Origin of the sequence: Deinococcus aquatilis DSM 23025, assembly GCF_000378445.1 — a bacterium.
GTDB lineage: Bacteria > Deinococcota > Deinococci > Deinococcales > Deinococcaceae > Deinococcus > Deinococcus aquatilis.
The window spans coordinates 1-15,818 of sequence record NZ_KB899705.1; the positions used below are offsets into that span (position 1 = coordinate 1).

The 15,818-nt window shown below is 65.0% G+C and carries 16 protein-coding genes; 8 read left to right on the forward strand and 8 right to left on the reverse strand.

Annotation, left to right across the window (positions count from 1 at the left end):
- The coding region (locus tag F561_RS0107935; RefSeq protein ID WP_019009421.1) for a helix-turn-helix domain-containing protein at positions 1 to 221 on the reverse strand (221 nt) is incomplete at its 3' end.
- A gap of 128 nt (positions 222 to 349) precedes the next feature.
- Here F561_RS0107935 and F561_RS0107940 point away from each other — a divergent pair.
- Positions 350 to 781: a M67 family metallopeptidase gene (locus F561_RS0107940; protein WP_245556470.1), complete on the forward strand. Its 432-nt coding sequence runs from the start codon at positions 350 to 352 to the stop codon at positions 779 to 781.
- Between the two features lie 57 nt (positions 782 to 838).
- Here the strand turns inward: F561_RS0107940 and F561_RS0107945 are convergent, their stop codons facing one another.
- From F561_RS0107945 to pulA, 3 genes are all read right to left on the reverse strand, one after another.
- Positions 839 to 1,795, reverse strand: a complete 957-nt coding sequence (locus tag F561_RS0107945) for a nucleoside hydrolase (RefSeq protein WP_019009423.1) — start codon at positions 1,793 to 1,795, stop codon at positions 839 to 841.
- A 26-nt stretch (positions 1,796 to 1,821) separates the two neighbouring features.
- Positions 1,822 to 2,328 (reverse strand): hypothetical protein, encoded by a 507-nt coding sequence (locus F561_RS0107950; protein ID WP_019009424.1) that lies wholly within the window; start codon positions 2,326 to 2,328, stop codon positions 1,822 to 1,824.
- An 82-nt stretch (positions 2,329 to 2,410) separates the two neighbouring features.
- Positions 2,411 to 5,455, reverse strand: a complete 3,045-nt coding sequence (gene pulA / locus F561_RS0107955; protein WP_019009425.1) for a pullulanase-type alpha-1,6-glucosidase — start codon at positions 5,453 to 5,455, stop codon at positions 2,411 to 2,413.
- A gap of 159 nt (positions 5,456 to 5,614) precedes the next feature.
- Between pulA and F561_RS0107960 the strand changes: the two genes are divergently transcribed.
- On the forward strand, positions 5,615 to 5,863 hold the full coding sequence (locus F561_RS0107960; protein WP_019009426.1) for a hypothetical protein: 249 nt from the start codon (positions 5,615 to 5,617) through the stop codon (positions 5,861 to 5,863).
- Between the two features lie 128 nt (positions 5,864 to 5,991).
- On the opposite strand, the gene F561_RS0107965 is transcribed toward F561_RS0107960, so the two are convergent.
- Positions 5,992 to 6,324 carry an FKBP-type peptidyl-prolyl cis-trans isomerase gene (locus F561_RS0107965; protein ID WP_019009427.1) on the reverse strand — a complete coding sequence of 111 codons (333 nt, stop codon included), beginning with the start codon at positions 6,322 to 6,324 and terminating at the stop codon, positions 5,992 to 5,994.
- A 145-nt stretch (positions 6,325 to 6,469) separates the two neighbouring features.
- Here F561_RS0107965 and lepB point away from each other — a divergent pair, with 145 nt between their 5' ends.
- Positions 6,470 to 7,072 (forward strand): signal peptidase I, encoded by a 603-nt coding sequence (gene lepB, locus F561_RS0107970; RefSeq protein WP_026298702.1) that lies wholly within the window; start codon positions 6,470 to 6,472, stop codon positions 7,070 to 7,072.
- Positions 7,073 to 7,215: 143 nt separating this feature from the next.
- On the opposite strand, the gene mnmE is transcribed toward lepB, so the two are convergent.
- Entirely contained in the window at positions 7,216 to 8,538 is a 1,323-nt protein-coding gene (gene mnmE, locus F561_RS0107975) for a tRNA uridine-5-carboxymethylaminomethyl(34) synthesis GTPase MnmE (protein ID WP_019009429.1), read from the reverse strand.
- A gap of 117 nt (positions 8,539 to 8,655) precedes the next feature.
- On the opposite strand from mnmE, the gene F561_RS0107980 reads away from it, so the two are divergent.
- The gene (locus F561_RS0107980; RefSeq protein ID WP_019009430.1) at positions 8,656 to 9,933 is read left to right on the forward strand and encodes a vanadium-dependent haloperoxidase; all 1,278 of its coding nucleotides are present in this window, start codon (positions 8,656 to 8,658) and stop codon (positions 9,931 to 9,933) included.
- A gap of 423 nt (positions 9,934 to 10,356) precedes the next feature.
- On the opposite strand, the gene F561_RS0107985 is transcribed toward F561_RS0107980, so the two are convergent.
- Positions 10,357 to 11,022 carry a DUF4258 domain-containing protein gene (locus tag F561_RS0107985; protein ID WP_019009431.1) on the reverse strand — a complete coding sequence of 222 codons (666 nt, stop codon included), beginning with the start codon at positions 11,020 to 11,022 and terminating at the stop codon, positions 10,357 to 10,359.
- Between the two features lie 373 nt (positions 11,023 to 11,395).
- Between F561_RS0107985 and F561_RS0107990 the strand changes: the two genes are divergently transcribed.
- Both F561_RS0107990 and F561_RS0107995 read left to right on the forward strand, forming a co-directional pair.
- Positions 11,396 to 12,259 carry a GNAT family N-acetyltransferase gene (locus F561_RS0107990; protein WP_026298703.1) on the forward strand — a complete coding sequence of 288 codons (864 nt, stop codon included), beginning with the start codon at positions 11,396 to 11,398 and terminating at the stop codon, positions 12,257 to 12,259.
- A gap of 2 nt (positions 12,260 to 12,261) precedes the next feature.
- Positions 12,262 to 12,678 carry a hypothetical protein gene (locus F561_RS0107995; protein WP_019009433.1) on the forward strand — a complete coding sequence of 139 codons (417 nt, stop codon included), beginning with the start codon at positions 12,262 to 12,264 and terminating at the stop codon, positions 12,676 to 12,678.
- Positions 12,679 to 12,696: 18 nt separating this feature from the next.
- On the opposite strand, the gene F561_RS0108000 is transcribed toward F561_RS0107995, so the two are convergent.
- Positions 12,697 to 13,347, reverse strand: coding sequence for a DUF305 domain-containing protein (locus F561_RS0108000; RefSeq protein ID WP_019009434.1), 651 nt, complete (start codon positions 13,345 to 13,347; stop codon positions 12,697 to 12,699).
- A gap of 126 nt (positions 13,348 to 13,473) precedes the next feature.
- On the opposite strand from F561_RS0108000, the gene F561_RS0108005 reads away from it, so the two are divergent.
- Both F561_RS0108005 and trmFO read left to right on the forward strand, forming a co-directional pair.
- Positions 13,474 to 14,283, forward strand: coding sequence for a YdcF family protein (locus F561_RS0108005; protein WP_019009435.1), 810 nt, complete (start codon positions 13,474 to 13,476; stop codon positions 14,281 to 14,283).
- A gap of 88 nt (positions 14,284 to 14,371) precedes the next feature.
- Positions 14,372 to 15,784, forward strand: coding sequence for a methylenetetrahydrofolate--tRNA-(uracil(54)-C(5))-methyltransferase (FADH(2)-oxidizing) TrmFO (trmFO, locus tag F561_RS0108010; RefSeq protein WP_019009436.1), 1,413 nt, complete (start codon positions 14,372 to 14,374; stop codon positions 15,782 to 15,784).
- Positions 15,785 to 15,818 lie beyond the last annotated feature (34 nt).

Genomic DNA, 15,818 nt, shown 5'->3' on the forward strand with positions numbered 1-15,818 from the left:
AGGCCGTCCTGTGCGTAGCGTTTGCGATTCTCCTGGACGGTTTTGACACTGATGGAGAGGGTTCGGGCGATCTCGACGTCATTCTGCGCGGCACCCTGTTCGTTCGCCATCAACAAGAGACGGGCACGCACCACCGCCTGAACACTGCGGATGCCGGTGTGGACGAAGCGGTCGAGCTCAGCGTGCTCTTCGGGCGTCAACCGCACAGGAAAACGTTTCATGCCTCATGTTATCGGTGGACACTCACCCTAATCGGTTGACGATGTACTAGTCCAAAGCTCAGGGACAATCCACCAACCGTCCCGATTCCACCCCCTCTTCAGTACAAGTGCTCTAAACTGATCCGAACTTGACCGATTCCGTTGTCCCTGTGCCCACCGTCTTCCACCTTCCCCGTGTGTTGGAGGGTGCGCTGTGGGCACACGCCCGCCGTGATGCCCCCGCCGAATGTGTAGGTGCGGTGGGCGGCCATGAGCGCCCAGACGGGCTGCACGCCCTGACGCTCTATCCGCTGCCCAATATCGCCCCCGATCCGGCGCGGCAGTATCTGGCCGATCCGGGCCACCTGCTGCGGGCGTTCAGAGCGATGAAGGCTGGGGGCCTGAGCCTCGTGGCGCTGTACCACAGCCACCCCAACGGCCCCGCCACCCCCAGCGGCACCGATACCCGGCTGGCGGCCTATTCGGTACCGTACCTGATTGCCGACCTGCATGGTGGGTCGCTGCTGGCCTACCTTCTGCCCGAAGTAACGCCCATCAGGATCGTGTCGAAATCCGTCTGAGCTTCTTCTTGGCGGCCAGTCGCGTTGACAGCCAAGCTCGTTGAGAGGCAGTTTCCGTCAGGGCAGCCGCGCCACCCGCTCCAGCAGCAGCGCAAAAAAGGCCGGATCATCCATGTCCATGCCGACCCGTACGCGCTCTTCTGGGCCGGGCTTGCCGTACAGGTCGCACACGGTTCGGCCAAAATTCAGGCCGTCCTGGGTGTCCACTTCCACGCGCATGGGCCGGAAGGTAAACAGATCAGGGCGGATGACGGCGGCCACTGCCACCGGGTCGTGCAGCGCCCCACCGTTCAGGCCGTAGCGGGCGCGGTAATGCCCGGCATAAAACGTCAGAAGCTCGGCGCACACGGCCCCGGCACGGTTGCCCAGCGCGTGCAGGGCGGCAACGCGGTCGGGCGTGGCGATAGACTGCATGGTCAGGTTCAGACCCACCATCCGCACCTGTGCGCCGGAAGTTAGCACCACATGGGCAGCGTGTGGATCGGCCAGCGCATTGAATTCGGCGGCGGGCGTGCGGTTGCCGTGCGCGGTGCTTCCGCCCATCCAGACCACCTCACGCACCTTGGCGGGCAGGTCGGGGGCCAGCCGGAAGGCGAGCGCCACATTGGTCAGCGGCCCAGTGGCGATCAGTGTGATTTCTCCGGGTCGGGCACGGATGGTCTGGATCATGTACTCGGCGGCGTGCAGGGTTTCCGGTTCACGCAGCGGTGCGGGCAGTTCGGCAGCGGGAAGGCCCGAGTCGCCGTGAACCGCCGCCGCTGTGACGGCCTCCCGGACCAGTGGGCGGTCGGCCCCAGCGTAGTGAGGCACCTGATGGCCTGCCTCGCCTGCCAGTGCCAGAATCACGCCCGCGTTGTGGCTGGTGCGCTCCAGCGGCACGTTGCCATGCACGCTGCACACGCCCAAGACCTGCACCTCTGCGGGGCTGGCAAGGGCCAGCATCCAGGCCACGGCGTCGTCCAGGCCGGGGTCGCCGTCTAAAATGATGGGTGTGGGGTGGCGGGGAATGGTCATGAACGGATTCTAGAGATCAAGAACCGTCAAAGGTCGTCGCCCCCTTGACTGAGTGCCTCCAGCCCGCCCAGACCGTACTTGTTCAGCAGGGCGTTGATGGCGTCCAGTTGGGGCCAGGGCACCGTTTCCGGCGGTAATTCCCCAGTCTGTTTCAGCGCCGATTGCCACATGCTGAAGAGGCTCTCCAGCAGAGAAGTCGGCCCACCGAACTCGTGCCAACACTTCAGCCCCGCCTGCACAAATTGAAGTTGCAGGGTCAGCACTTCCAGCGGCGCGGCGACTTTGGCATAGGCGGCGATGGCGGCCCGCGCTCCACCGGTTTTCAGCGTGGGCGTGCGCCTGCCCAGCGAAAAGGCCCGCGCTATTTCAGCCTCGGCTTTGGCCCGCAACTCGGAAGTGTCGTTGTCCAGCAGGGCGGTCAGCAGGCGCTTGTTGTCGGCGCTAGCCCTGAAGAGTTGTTCGATCAGGCCGCACAATTCCGGGCCGTCCATGTCTTGCAGACTGCGCCGCAAAGCCGTCAGGGTCAGGGGCATAGGCTCAGCATAGAGAGGAAGGACGGAACGGAAAGCCGAAGCCTCCGCCGCCGTCCTCCCTCATCTCCTCAGCTGCCGTGTTTTACTTGCCGACAAACACCGCCGTGGTCAGGCCCGGCACGCTCAGGCTGCTGCCCGCCACAGTGCTGGTTTTCACCACGCTGTCGGTGCTGGCGGCCAGGACCGGGTGCAGGCTCAGGTTCAGGCCCGCCAGCACCGGATCGCTGAACTTGACCGTCTGACCGCTGCCGTTAAAGACGACGACCACGTTGCGGTAAGGGTTGGCCGTGTTCACGGTTCCGGTCAGGCGCATCACGATCAGGCCGGGGGTCTGGGTCGGCCCGGTATTCAGGAAGGTCAGGCCCTGCTGCACCTGCGCCGCCGTCTCCATCCGGAACAGGCTGGACGAATAGCGCACCCGCAGCATGTCGCGGTAATGATCGAAGGCACGGGCGATTTCGGCGGCAGGGGGTTTCAGGGCCGGGTTGCCCAGCAGCGGGCGGTAGAGGTTCCACTGGTCTGCATTTTTCTCGGCGGGGGGCAGGCCCTTGCCAAAGCCGTTGCCCGCGCCTGTGAAGTCCAGCGTATTGAACCAGTCGCCGCTGTTGTAGCTGTCGGTGTCAAAGCTCTTGGAGCGCAGAATTTCATCGCCCGCGTAGCTGAAGGGGAGTCCCTGCCCCAGCAAGATCACGCTGTTGGCAAGGTTCTGCATCCGGGTGCGCTGGGCGGGTGTGGCCCCTGCCGGAGCCTTCAGTACCACGGCGTCGTAGAGGGTCTGGTTATCGTGGGCGCTGGCATAGTTGATGGTTTCGCGGGGGCTGGCAGCGTATCCGGCAGGCGCTCCGTTGTAGTTCACGTTGCCGCCTGTGGTCTGCTTGCCCAGCGCACTCGTGAAGGTGAAGTCGCGCAGGTTTCCGCTGAGGCCCACCCGCACGAGGTCTGTGAGTTGCAGGGCCTTGTTGCGGTCGGTGTTCTGGGGCTGCCCGTTGGGCAGGGTCGCCAGCCCGGTGGCAAAGCCCTGATCTTGCAGACCGCCAAACGGATTGCCGCCGCGCACCGCGTCCCGAATGCGGTCATTGAAGGTGCCGATCCCTTGTCCGTACAGATTGATCTGGGTGGCATTCACGCCGCGTTTGTTGCCCTGTACCTCTCCAAAATCCCATCCCTCGCCGTAGAGGTAAATCTGCTTGCCGTCCACGCCGTCTTTGGGCAGCGTGAGGGCGTCCAGCGCGGCGCGGGCGGCCTTCATGTCGGCCACCAGATGATGCCCCATCAGGTCGAAGCGGAAGCCGTCTACCCGGTACGCCTTCGCCATCAGCACCAGCGAATCCACCATCAGGCGGCGCATCATGGCGTGTTCGGTGGCGGTATTGGAGCAGCAGGTGGAGTTTTCCACGCCCCCGTTCACATTCAGGCGGTGGTAATACCCCGGCACGATCCGGTCAAGCACGCTGCGGTCATCTTGCCCGCTGGCTGCCGTGTGATTGAACACCACGTCCTGCACCACGCGCAGGCCCGCCGCGTTCAGCGCCATCACCATCGAGCGGTATTCGCGGGTCCGTTCTGCCGGATTCACGGCGTAGCTGCCTTCCGGGGTCATGTAGTGGTAGGGATCGTAGCCCCAGTTGTAGGGGTCGGCGTCCTTGATGGCGGTCACGGCGGCCTGCTGCCCGTCGCTGTTCGGCGGCAACTTGCTCAGATCGGGCGTGGCTTTCCACTTGGTTTTGTCTTCTTCAATGGTGGCAATGTCGAAGGTGGGCAGCAGATGCACGGCCTTCAGGCCCGCGTCGGCCAGGGCTTTGAGGTGCTTCATGCCGTTGCTTCCCGCCTGCGTAAAAGCGAGATAGGTGCCGCGCTGGGCGGCAGGTACGCTGGCATCTGCGGCGCTGAAATCACGCAGATGCAGTTCGTAGAAGCTCAGGTCGCTGAGGGAACGCAGCGCGGGCTTTTTCAGACCATCCCAGCCCGCAGGCTTTTGCGCGGCGTCGTTCAGGTCGGTCAGAAGACTGCGTGTGGAGTTCAGGCTCAGCGCCACCGAATAGGGATCGGTGACCAGATTGGTTTCTATTTTGCCCGTGCTGGGCGCGTAAACCTTGACCTCATAGCGGTAGCCGAGGCCCTTCCAGTTGGCCGCGCCCACCGCCGTCCAGACACCGCTCGCGTCGCGGGTCATCGGGAGGGTGCGTTCGTTGCTGCCGTCTGCGGCACTCAGGCGCAGTTTCACGTCCTGCGCGGTGGGTGCCCACAGTCTCAGCGTGGGTTTGGCCCCCTGCCAGGTGGCTCCCAGCGGGCCTGCGTAGGTGTACAGGTCGTCCAGTGCCCACGCGGTTTGCACGCCTGTGGCGTCGATCAGGGTGCCGTCGGGCAGGGCGCTGCTGACCGCCACCTGCCCGCGCAGTGCTGCGCCCACCCTGGCCCGGTCTTCCTCGCGCACTTGCAGCAGCGCGTATCCGGCCAGATAGGGGGCTTTGGCCTTCAGCGCCGCGCTCAGGCCACCCTCTACCGGGTTCAGGGTCAGGGTGCTGCCGCCGTCCACGCCCGCCGGGGTCAGTTTCAGGCTGGCATCTGCCGCCGTATGCAGGGTCAGGAAGGCTCCCGGCTGCACGAATTCAGGCTTCACGGCCACCAGATCGCGCCCCAGCATGATCGCCTGCTGTTTGCTCAGGTCGCCCACCACGCGCACACTGGTATCGGGGCGGGTGGTATTCACCGCCGCGTTGCCACTCACGATCCACGCCTGATTTCCCGCCGCGCTGCCAAGTGTCTGGTCGGGGCCGGGGTCTTTGTCGTCTCCCTTGTGCACAATAAAATTCAGTTTGCTCCAGCCTTCTCTCATAGGCACGTCCCAGTAAACGCCAAAGCTGTTTTTGCCCGTCTGGGCCAATGGCGCAGTCCATTCGGTGGGTTTGGTGGTGTCTTCCCAGATATGCAGGCCCCACCCTTCATATTTGCCGTCCGGGCGGTAGTAATTGATTCGGGCGGTGTTGGCGGGCACTGGCGTGTCGCTCAGGGGGGCAGTCTGGGCCAACAGTTGCGCCGTCACCTGTGCCGCGCCGCTGGGTAGGGAGGTTTGCGCCGCCGCCGAAGCAGCCAGCGCGAGCGTCATCAGTGTTGCCAGTCGTTTCATGTGTGCCCAGAAGTGTAGCGGTTCCAAATCGTCCGAGTCACCAAAAAGAGCGCGTTAAGCTGGCCTTTATAGAGCTTTTTGCCCTGGATTTTCCGCTCTCCCAACCTGGCTTTACGTACAACACACGCACCCGCCCGTGCCCGGTTCTAGGCTGGCCCCATGACCGGACATACCAGCAACGAGCAGATGGGCCTGACCATCGAGGGCGACGCGCCGCAGGAACGCAGCACCGATTCGGAAAGTGCGACCCGTCCGCCCATTCCCAACGATCCCGCCGAACGCGCAGGCGTGGTGCAGGACAGCCCCGGCACCACCGAAACCAACGTGATGTTGGGCGGCAATCTGGATGAGCAGGGCAATTACCGCTCTGAGAGCGACTTGGTGGAAGACAGACCAGCAGACGAGTAGGGGCTGGGTCGGCGGCGCACTCGTAACCCTCAAGGCCCTACCCTTCCAGACCAGAAATCAGAACTGAAAAAGGCGCTGGGGCCAAAAGCTCCAGCGCCGCAGTACGACCAGTGATGGTCAGCTAATTTTCAGCGTACGTCCACCAGTTCTACGTCGAATACCAGTGTCGCGCCGCCAGGGATAACGCCGGGAACGCCTGCGTCGCCGTAGCCGAGGTGGGCAGGAACAGTCAGGCGGGCTTTGTCGCCCACGCGCAACTGGGCAATGCCCTGATCCCAGCCGGGAATCACGTAGCCCACGCCCAGCGGGAATTCGATCGGCTCGCCTCTGTCGCGGGAAGAATCGAACTTCTGGCCGTTTTCCAGCGTGCCGGTATAGTGCACCCGCACCATCTTGCCGGGTTGAGCGGGCGTGCCTGTGCCCTCTTCGTATTTGTCCACAATCAATTCCTGAGCCGTCATGGGGGCCAGCCTAGCGTCCGAAGAATCTATGCCCCCCAAACCTGAAGCGGGCATGAAGAAAAACCACCTGTTCAATTAGAAGGCCGGGTCATTCTCTCTCATCTTTGCCCCACTGCTTTCCAGGCTCATCTCTGCCGCTGCTAGCATGGCCCGCGTGACATCTGCATCTTCTTCCCGCCCTGGTTCCGGGATGCGGGCTTTTGTCCGGGTATGGCTGCTGGGAGCGCTGCTGCCCGTGTATCTGCTGACCACCTTCGTGGGCACCTTTGCCCGTGTGGACGGCGAAAGTATGGATCCTACCCTCGCAACGGGCGACCTGCTGCTGCTCCTGAAGTATCCGCGCTGGTTACGGGCCTGGGGCCTGCCGACGCCCTATCCACGCCGGGGCGACCTGATCATCTTCAAAGCACCTGCCGACAGTCCCTACGCTTTTGAGACCGTCTGGGGCATAGAGCACCGCCCATACAACGTCAAGCGGGTCCTGGCCCTGCCCGGCGACAGTGTGTCAATCCGGGACGGAATCCTGATCGTCAATGGCCGGGCACTGGCCGAAAGTTACGCCAGCGAGGGCTTTATTGCAGATCAGGACGCCCAGACGCTGCCCCCCGGCAAACTGTGGGTCATGGGCGACAACCGCCGAATCGGGGCCAGCCTGGATTCCCGCGCTTACGGTTTAGTTGATCTGAAAGATGTGGCTGGGCCAGCCAATTTCCGCCTGTGGCCGAAGCCGGGGCTGGTGGGGCGCTGAGGCTGTGGACCGTGGATCGTGGATCGTGGATCGTGGATCGTGGATCGTGGATCGTGGATCGTGGATCGTGGATCGTGGATCGTGGATCGTGGGGGATGTGAAATGAATCTTTAGCGTTTGCCCCACACCCCACAACCCACACCCTATTTCCCTACACAGAAATTCCGAAATACCGCGTCTATCACGTCTTCCTGTACGTCCCGGCCTGTCAGATCGGAGAGGGCGCGTAAACCCTCTTCCAGTTCGTATCCGGCCAGATCGTCGGGCAGATTCACGGCGGCCTGGACGTGTTGCAGTGCGCGGCGTGCGGCGTCGGCCTGACGTTCGGTGGTCAGCCACGCCTCGCCGCGTGCCGCGTCTCCGATCAGGGCCGCGTGGACGGCCTCCCGCAGCTCGGGAAGACCTGCGCCTGTCACGGCGCTGACGGGCAGGCAGGCGGGATCATGCCACGCGGCAGGGAGGTCGGCTTTGGTCTGCACGCGCAGCACCCGCGCTCCATCCGGCAGGGCGGCGGGCAGGGCTTCGCGGGGTTCGCTGCCGTCTTCCAGGGCCAGCACCAGATCGGCGCGTTCGGCCAGTGCATGCGCCTGACGCACTCCCGCCGCCTCGATTTCGTCGGCGGTGTCGCGCAGCCCCGCCGTGTCGATCAGGGTCACGGGCACGCCTGCCAGTTCCAGACCCGCTTCCAGATAGTCGCGGGTGGTTCCGGCAATCGGCGTCACAATCGAGCGTTCGTAGCCCAGCAGTGCGTTCAGCAGGCTGCTTTTGCCCGCATTGGGCCGCCCGATCAGGGCCAGGCGTGCGCCCCGTGCCGAGAGTTGGCCTGCCCGTGCGCTCTGCACCAGCGCCGTCAGGTCGGCCTCGGCGGCGGCCAGCGGCGCGGCGCGGTCTTCGTCGGGGACGCCTTCTTCGGGGTAGTCCAGCATGGCCTGAATGGCGGCCAGCGTGCGCGTGATGTTGGCCGCGATCCGCGTGACCCGCACGCCCAGCGCCCCCGACAGCCCCAGACTGGCCTGCCTGCGGGCCGCGTCGGTGTGGGCTTCGACCAGTCCCAGCACGGCTTCGGCCTGCGCCAGATCCAGCCGTCCGGCGAGGTAGGCCCGCAGGGTAAATTCGCCGGGACGGGCGGGCCGTGCGCCCAGTTCCAGCGCCCGCGCCAGCACCCGCGCCAACACCGCCGGGCTGCCGTGCGTCTGAAATTCGGCCACGTCCTCGCCGGTATAGCTGCGTCCGTCGCGGAAGATCAGGCACAGCCCTTCATCCAAAATTTCACCGTCTGCGCCCACGAGTTGCCCGAACAGAAAGCGCCCGCCCGCCGTGCGTGAAGGCCGCCGCCTGCCCACGAAAGCCCCGTCGGCCACGGCCAGCGCCTGTGGCCCACTGACGCGTACGATGCCCACGCCCGCGCTGCCGGGGGCGGTGGCAATGGCAGCGATGGTATCGGTCAGTCCAGAACGAGAAGTCACGCGGGGCAGGCTAGCAGGCCTGAGGCTGGACAACAGGGCGCAGGCTTCCACCCGTTAAATGAAGACCGGAGGCCGAACGAAATGAGAAAAATTGTACACAAATGGTAATTTGGAACCATGAAGCGCCCCGTTCTTTCCCTGCTCTCTGTGGTGATGCTGCTAGGCCCGCTGGCGACAGCCCAGACCTCTGCCCCGCTCCCGGCCAACAGTGTGCCGACAGTGGAAAACACACCTCAATACAGCGGGCCGGAAGATGTGGCTCCCACCAGCCGGACATTATTGGCGTACGCCGCCCATCCCAATATTCAGCGCCGCCTCAGCCGGGTGCCTGCCGGAACTCCGACTCCACTCAGTGCCAACCTGGTGCGCGGAATCAATGCAGATACGCTGGCGCTGATCCGGGCACGCCGACTGAATCCGGTCCGGGCGGCGCGGGCTCTGGCCCTGACGCTGGCAACGGTCAGCGACGTGCAGACCATTGTGGACAGCTCTGGCCGCGCCCTGAACACCGACGCGGTGGCGGCCATCGCCGCGCAGCACCTGCAAAGTTATCTGTTTCCCCAGGATGCGGCGGCGCTGGAACGCGGCCTGCAAGAGCGGCTGGCCTCGCTGCTGCACGGAGCGAATGAGCAGGCGGTCGCAGACGTGATTGCGAACTGCGTGCTGTTGTTTGCGCGGGCCGACCATGCCGACCGTCCGGTGGCGACCCGTGCGGCAGCCAGTGCACAGGGCAAATGGCAGGCTCTGGCCGGGCAACAGGCGATGGAAGTGAACTGGGGCTGGGTCAGCCCGATTGCCATCAGTGCGGCGACCCTGCCGCAGGTCACGCCGCCGCCTGCCTGGAATGCGCCAGCCTTCGCCGCAGACCGCGCCCAATTTGCAGCTCTGCAAACTCGTCTCACAGAGGCAGACCGCGCACTGGCGCTGTACTGGGCCGCCGGAGCCGGAAGCGTGACCCCGGCGGGCATGTGGCTGGAGCGGGCCGCCACGCTCACCAGTCGGTACGCCCTCAGTGGCCCTGAGACCGCCCGTGTGCTGGCCCTGACCGCCGTGACTGCTCACGACGCTTTCATTGCCTGCTGGAGGGCCAAATTCCAGTATGTGGTGGCTCGCCCGCAACACTGGATGTCGGGGGCAGAGGCGGTTCAGGCAGGCTGGAAACCGCTGATTGCCACGCCCCCTTTTCCCTCCTATCCCAGCGGCCATGCCTCCGTCAGCGGCGCATCGGCGCGGCTTCTGGCCGCCTTCTTTCCCGGCGAGGCGGCCAAACTGACCAAGGACGCGCAGGACGCCGCCTACAGCCGGGTCGTGGGCGGTATTCACTGGGCCATAGACGGTTCCGCTGGACTGGAGATGGGCGCACGGGTCGCTGAAACGGTGTTGGCTGGGAAGTGAGCGGGCTGGAATCACAATGAACTCTGCCGAGGAAAAGAGCTGGCAAAAGACCCCAGGATGTAATCCCCTGCCGTCCAACCACTGTCCTTGCAGAGAAGCGGCGTATTGCTGTTACGGCTTGCTGTCACGGCGAAGGCGTTGATTCTGACTCCTGTTTGTATTTGCCATCCAGATTTGATTTCCGACCATCCGGGAAAGCGCCGCCAAGGTCGTCCATCGTCGTCAGCCCTCGCCGTGAACGGACGCCCAGAAGGACGCCACTGCTCCTGTACTTCCTGTCACTTGGCCCACTCTCACAATTTGGTATGAGGCGGTAGATCAACCCTGCTGCCGCCGCACAGCGGAAGGACCAGAGCAACAAGTCTCTGGCCCTTCTGTGTTCGCGCTTCTGTGTTCACGGCCTCCGTACCCCACGGCCACATGCTAGGCGCTCCGTTTCCACTTCCCTTTGCTGCGGTGGCCTGCGCGGTTGCCGACCTGCGCGGTGCGGCTGCGAATCTGTTCGTCGTCGTAGCGCAGCATGACGGCCAGGCGGGCGCGGCTGATGATGTGATGCGGATGCTTGGGCACGAAGGCCGTCACGATGTCCAGCACGGCGTCTTCTGACCCTCCATGCCCAGAACTGCGGCCATATGGATGCTGCACCACCACATGCAGCGGCAGGGCCACACCGCACGCCTCGAAGTAGCCGCACACCAGCCAGCGGCGGTCTTCGGGATACACGGCCCGCACGCGGCCAGCCAGCAGCACCTGCATGATGTCGTGTTCCAGAAATCCCTCGGCGCGGGCGTGGCCGATGGCATGGGCGCACACATGATAATGGCCCTCATATACGGCTTCACGCAGTCTGGCGTGGGCGCGGGCCAACGAAAAATCATCGGTCGCCACGCCTGCCAGATCCACCTCGCGCTGAGGTTTCACGGGCTTGGCACTCAGCTGTGCGGGCCGTACCGGAACGGGTGTGGGCGCACGGCGGGCCGCTTTTTCGGCGCGGGCCAACTGAGCGCGGAGAGTCAGCAGATCGGTGCCGCCCTGCACTTCTTTGGTGGAACTGGGTGGAGCAGCAGTTCCTGTACGGTCTGTGCCCACACGGTCTGGACGCGAACGCTGGGAACGCTGGGGGCTGACGGGCCTGCTGGACTGTTTTGTCACGGCGAAACCTCCCAAAGCTGTCTGTTGCCCCGGCTGCCTTCTCGGTTCTGGGGGAGATCCGGTCAATATGTCGTCCTGACCACCCTCAAAAAAGAAAAGGCCCCTCAAACACGGCTTCGTGTTCGTGGGGGAGGCAGGCGACGTACCCTATTCAGGGCATAAGGAAAGTGTAGCACGGCCCCGCCCGGCGCGGCGTGACTTGCTTGGCAGACAGGCGGGGCGCGGAATTCCTAGGCTGAGGGTGTTCACCGTGCTTCCGTTTTCCGCACTGTTCTTCGCTTCCCATACGCTGTTCGCCGGAGGAACGCCCATGATTCGCCCCATGCAGACCACCGATACGCCCGATGTGCTTGCGCTGCTGAACTGGATGGACGATGCGCCCCACCGCGAGGTCTTTGCACCCGACGCCCGCACTGCCGCCGAACTGCACCTGGAGTGCGAAGACAGCACGTGCCTGGTGGATACGGACGACGAGGGCAACGTGCTGGGCTACTGCGCGGTGTCGCCCTTCCGGGAAGGAGTGGTCATAGAAGGCCCGATCTCTGAGGGCGGGCATACGGCGGCCCTGCTGTCCCGCGCCGTGGCCCACGCCGAAGGTCTGCCGGTGTACGCCTTCTGTGCCCTGGACAATGTGCCCGTGCGCGAGGCTCTGGAAAAGGCGGGCCTGACGCCCATGCACACCACCGATTTTTATTCCGCGCCTCTGAGCCGCCTGACGCCTGCGGCCCGCGCTCCCGACGGGCACACCATTTCGCGCCACCTGCCCCAGACCGAATACATGGCGCTGTACCGGGCCAGCGAGGATGGTTGGGCCGGGCGACTGGACTGGACACCCGACGAGTACCGCGCTCATTTTCACCGCGACGATGTGCGCCTGATCGCCCTGATGAAAGAGGGCCGCCCGGTGGGATTTGCCGAACTGGAGCTGAATACGGAAGCCACCCGCGCCGACCTGACTTATCTGGCCGTCCATCCCGCCGAGCGCGGCCAGGGGTACGGGCGCACGCTGCTGGCCCTCGCTGCCGCCGAAGCCGACACCCATCCGGCGCTGCGTACCCTGCGTGCCCGCGCCCATGACCATGCCCGCGCCGCCCGCGCCCTGTACACCCGCGCTGGCCTGAAACCCTGCCGCAGCATCGTCACCTACCTCAAGGATTCGGACGAAGAAGCCTGAAGTTGACGGGCCTGGTCTGGCTGGCGCTGGCTGTTGTCATGTCTGTGTTTGGCCTGCGCCGGGTCGGGCGGCACAATTCTCCGGGCGGGCAGGGGCTAGGCTCGGCCCCTATGGGAAAGAAGGATCGGCACACCCCGCGCATGGCGTTCGTGACGCTGCGTGACCTCCCCGGCACCCGCATCATGTTCTGGGTGGTGGACGAATGCCCGTATTGCGGCGAGCGCCACCTGCACCCGGCAGGCAACCTCCGCACCGCCGACCCCAGCGACCGCCTCGGAGAGGTGCCCGCCGTGTGCGATCCCACCCGTGTGTACGAACTGGCCCTGCCGCCGCGCCCCAAAAAGAAGGCAGGCAAAACCGAACGCCGTCGCGAACGCCAGGGCGGAAAACGGGACGTCATCGACGACGACAAGTGGTAAGGGTCCAGGGGTGAGGGGCTAGGGGTGAGGAGATGTGCCGCCCATGTCCATCCCGTCCATACTGCCTGCTGCTGAGGGCGCGGGCAACGCTTGCCCCCCTCTGGTCTCCAGCAGAGAGGTCATCAGGCGGATTTCTGCGCCCTGCGTGGCGTTGATCTGGCGGGCCAGTGCCAGCACTTCCGGGCGCACCTGCCCGGACAGCACCGGTTTCACCATCGCCACTGCCCCCTGATGGTGGCGGATCATGAGCTGCAAAAACTCCCGCTCGGCCTGTGCTGGCGTGCCCGTATCGAGGTTGTTTACCTCGGCAGGGGTTGCCATGCCCATCGCCGCTGCATGCTCGGCGCTCATGCCCGCGCCGCCCCACGGCAGGCCCCAGAGCGTCAGCCAGCCCCGCATCTGCCCGATCTGCTCCTGTTGAGAGAGCTGAATATCCAGCGCCAGAGAACGCAGAGTGCGGTCGGTGCTGCGGTCACGGATGCGGGTCGCCATGTCCACGGCCTGCGTATGGTGCTGGATCATCTCGCGCACAAAACGGGTTTCGGTACTGGATTCGCCGGGTTTGGCAAGGCGGGGAGCCAGCAGCAACAGTGCGGCGAGCAGGGCGGCCAACACCAGCGCAGAGGCGGCCAGTACACGGGGAGAAATGGACGGCGCACGGCGAGTCATTGGCCGCAGTATAGGTTTGATGCTGGAGGATCACTGAGACGCTTTGCCCCTTGAGTGCCCTGTCCGGCTACACTGCCCCGCGTGAACAGGGGCCAGAATTCAGAACGAACCGGAACAAATGAGCGTATGAGGGGCGTACTGGGCGGAGCGGCCATTGGCTGCGCGTTGGCCGTTCTCGCCGCGTATCTGGGCGAAATCCGTGCGCCCGTGCTCCTGCTGCTGCTCTGCATTCTGGTCTGTGCGGGCTTGGGTGCATTTCGTCTCCCGCGCCGCGTGCTGAAAGTGGGTGCAGGCCTGCTGGCGGCCCTGTGCGCCCTCTGCCTGCTGACGCCAGTGCTGCGTGCGCCGTTGGCGAGCCTGACCGAAAACGCTGCGCCCGCCGACCTGAACACGGTGAAGGCTGATGCGGTGGTGGTTCTGGGCGCGGGCGTGTGGTGCGGCACGGGGGCGCTGGAACCATCCAGCCTTGCCCGCCTGCTGCGGGGGCTGGAGCTGTGGCGGGCAGGCTTGGCCCCCATTCTCACTGTGTCTCAGCAATCGGGCCTGATCGGGCCACAGGAGTGCCCCAAACTCAGCGATCTGGAGCGGGCGTCCATTCGTGATCTGTACCCGAACAGCGGCCCACGGGTGCTGACCCTCACCAACGTGACCACCACCACCGACGAGGCGGCCCGTGTACGGGAACTGGCCCGGTTGCGCGGCTGGAAAAGAATTCTGCTCGTCACCTCTCCGTCTCATTCGGCCCGCGCTGCCCGCCTGTTTCGTGCCCAACTTGCGCCGCTTGGCGTCACTGTGACCAGCGCCAACGCCCCCGAAACCCGTTTCGATACCACCCTGCCCCTGCCCTCAGATCGGCTGGCGGCCCTGCGCGTGCTGCTGTATGAGGGCCTGTCGCGGGTGAAAGCGGCGGTGGGGGGCACGCCGGAGCGGAAGTAGGACGGAGGTGGGCCAGCGTCGGCGCGGCTCCGACTGTGGTTCCTACGCCCCACTTTGTCCTCCTCACATCCCCTACACTGGCCCTCTGATGAGCAGTCCTGAAGCAGCGAACATTCCAACCATCACAGTCGTCGGCGCGGGTCTGGCAGGCTCCGAGGCGGCGTTGGCGGCGGCCAGCCTCGGCGTGCGCGTGCGCCTCTATGAGATGCGGCCCACCCGCATGACCCCCGCGCACCGTTCGGGCAACTTTGCCGAACTGGTCTGTTCCAACAGCCTCGGCGGAGAGGGCGAGATGCAGAGCAAGGGCATGTTGCAGGCCGAACTCCGCAGCGTGGGCGGGCAGATCGTGGGCGCTGCCGATGCCTCGCGCCTGCCCGCCGGAAACGCGCTGGCCGTGGAGCGCGACGAATTTAGTGGCCGCGTGACCGATCTGGTGCGCCAGCATCCGCTGATTGAGGTGCTGGGCGAGGAAGTCACCGCCGTGCCGGAAGGCATCACGGTCATCGCTTCCGGCCCGCTCACCTCAGACGCGCTGGCTGCCGACGTGGCCCGCCTGACCGGAAGCGAGCGCCTGAGCTTTTATGACGCCGCCGCCCCCGTGATCGCCGCCGAAAGCATTAATTTTGAAGTGGCATGGAAGGCCGGACGCTACGACCAGAGCGCCGACTACATCAACTGCCCGTTTACCAAAGACGAATACCTGACCTTTTTTGGAGCCTTGGAGCAGGCCCGCGCCCACACCCCGCACGACTGGGAAAAGCTGGAATTCTTTGACGGCTGTATGCCCATCGAAGAAATCGCGCGGCGCGGCGTGGATACCCCCCGATTTGGCCCGATGTCGCCCAAGGGATTGGACGATCCCCGCACCGGGCGCTGGCCCTACGCCGTGGCCCAACTGCGTCAGGAAGACCGCGAGGGCCGGATGTGGAGCCTCGTGGGGTTCCAGACCGGCCTGAAATGGGGCGACCAGAAAACGGTGGTCAACCTGATTCCCGGTCTGGAAAACGCCGAAATCGTGCGCTACGGCGTGATGCACCGCAACACCTACCTGAACGCGCCGCAGGTGCTGGAATCCAGCCTGCAACTCCGCGCCGACCCGACCAAACTGGTGGCGGGCGTGCTGGCCGGAACCGAAGGCTACCTGGAGAGTGCGGCCACAGGTTGGCTGGCCGGAATCAATGCCGCTCGCCTCGCCCTCGGTCAGCGGGCGCTGACGCCGCCTGCCGAATCCATGCTGGGCGGCCTGACCCGCTACCTTGCCAGCGCCAATCCCAAGGGATTCCAGCCCATGAACGTGAACTGGGCCTTGGTGCCCGAACTGCCTCTGCCCGAAGGCAAGCGCAAGTGGGGCAAACGCGAGAAGCGCCCCTTCATGTTCCGGCGCGGTCTGGACGCCTTTATGCAGTGGGCCGCAGAAGAAGCGGGCCTGAGCGTTACGCCTCCGCCCGTGCCTCATGCTGACGCGGAAGCGGCCCCAGAACTTCAAGCCGTGACACGCTAAGGGCGGAGGGAAGCCCAACTGCTTCCAGAAGACT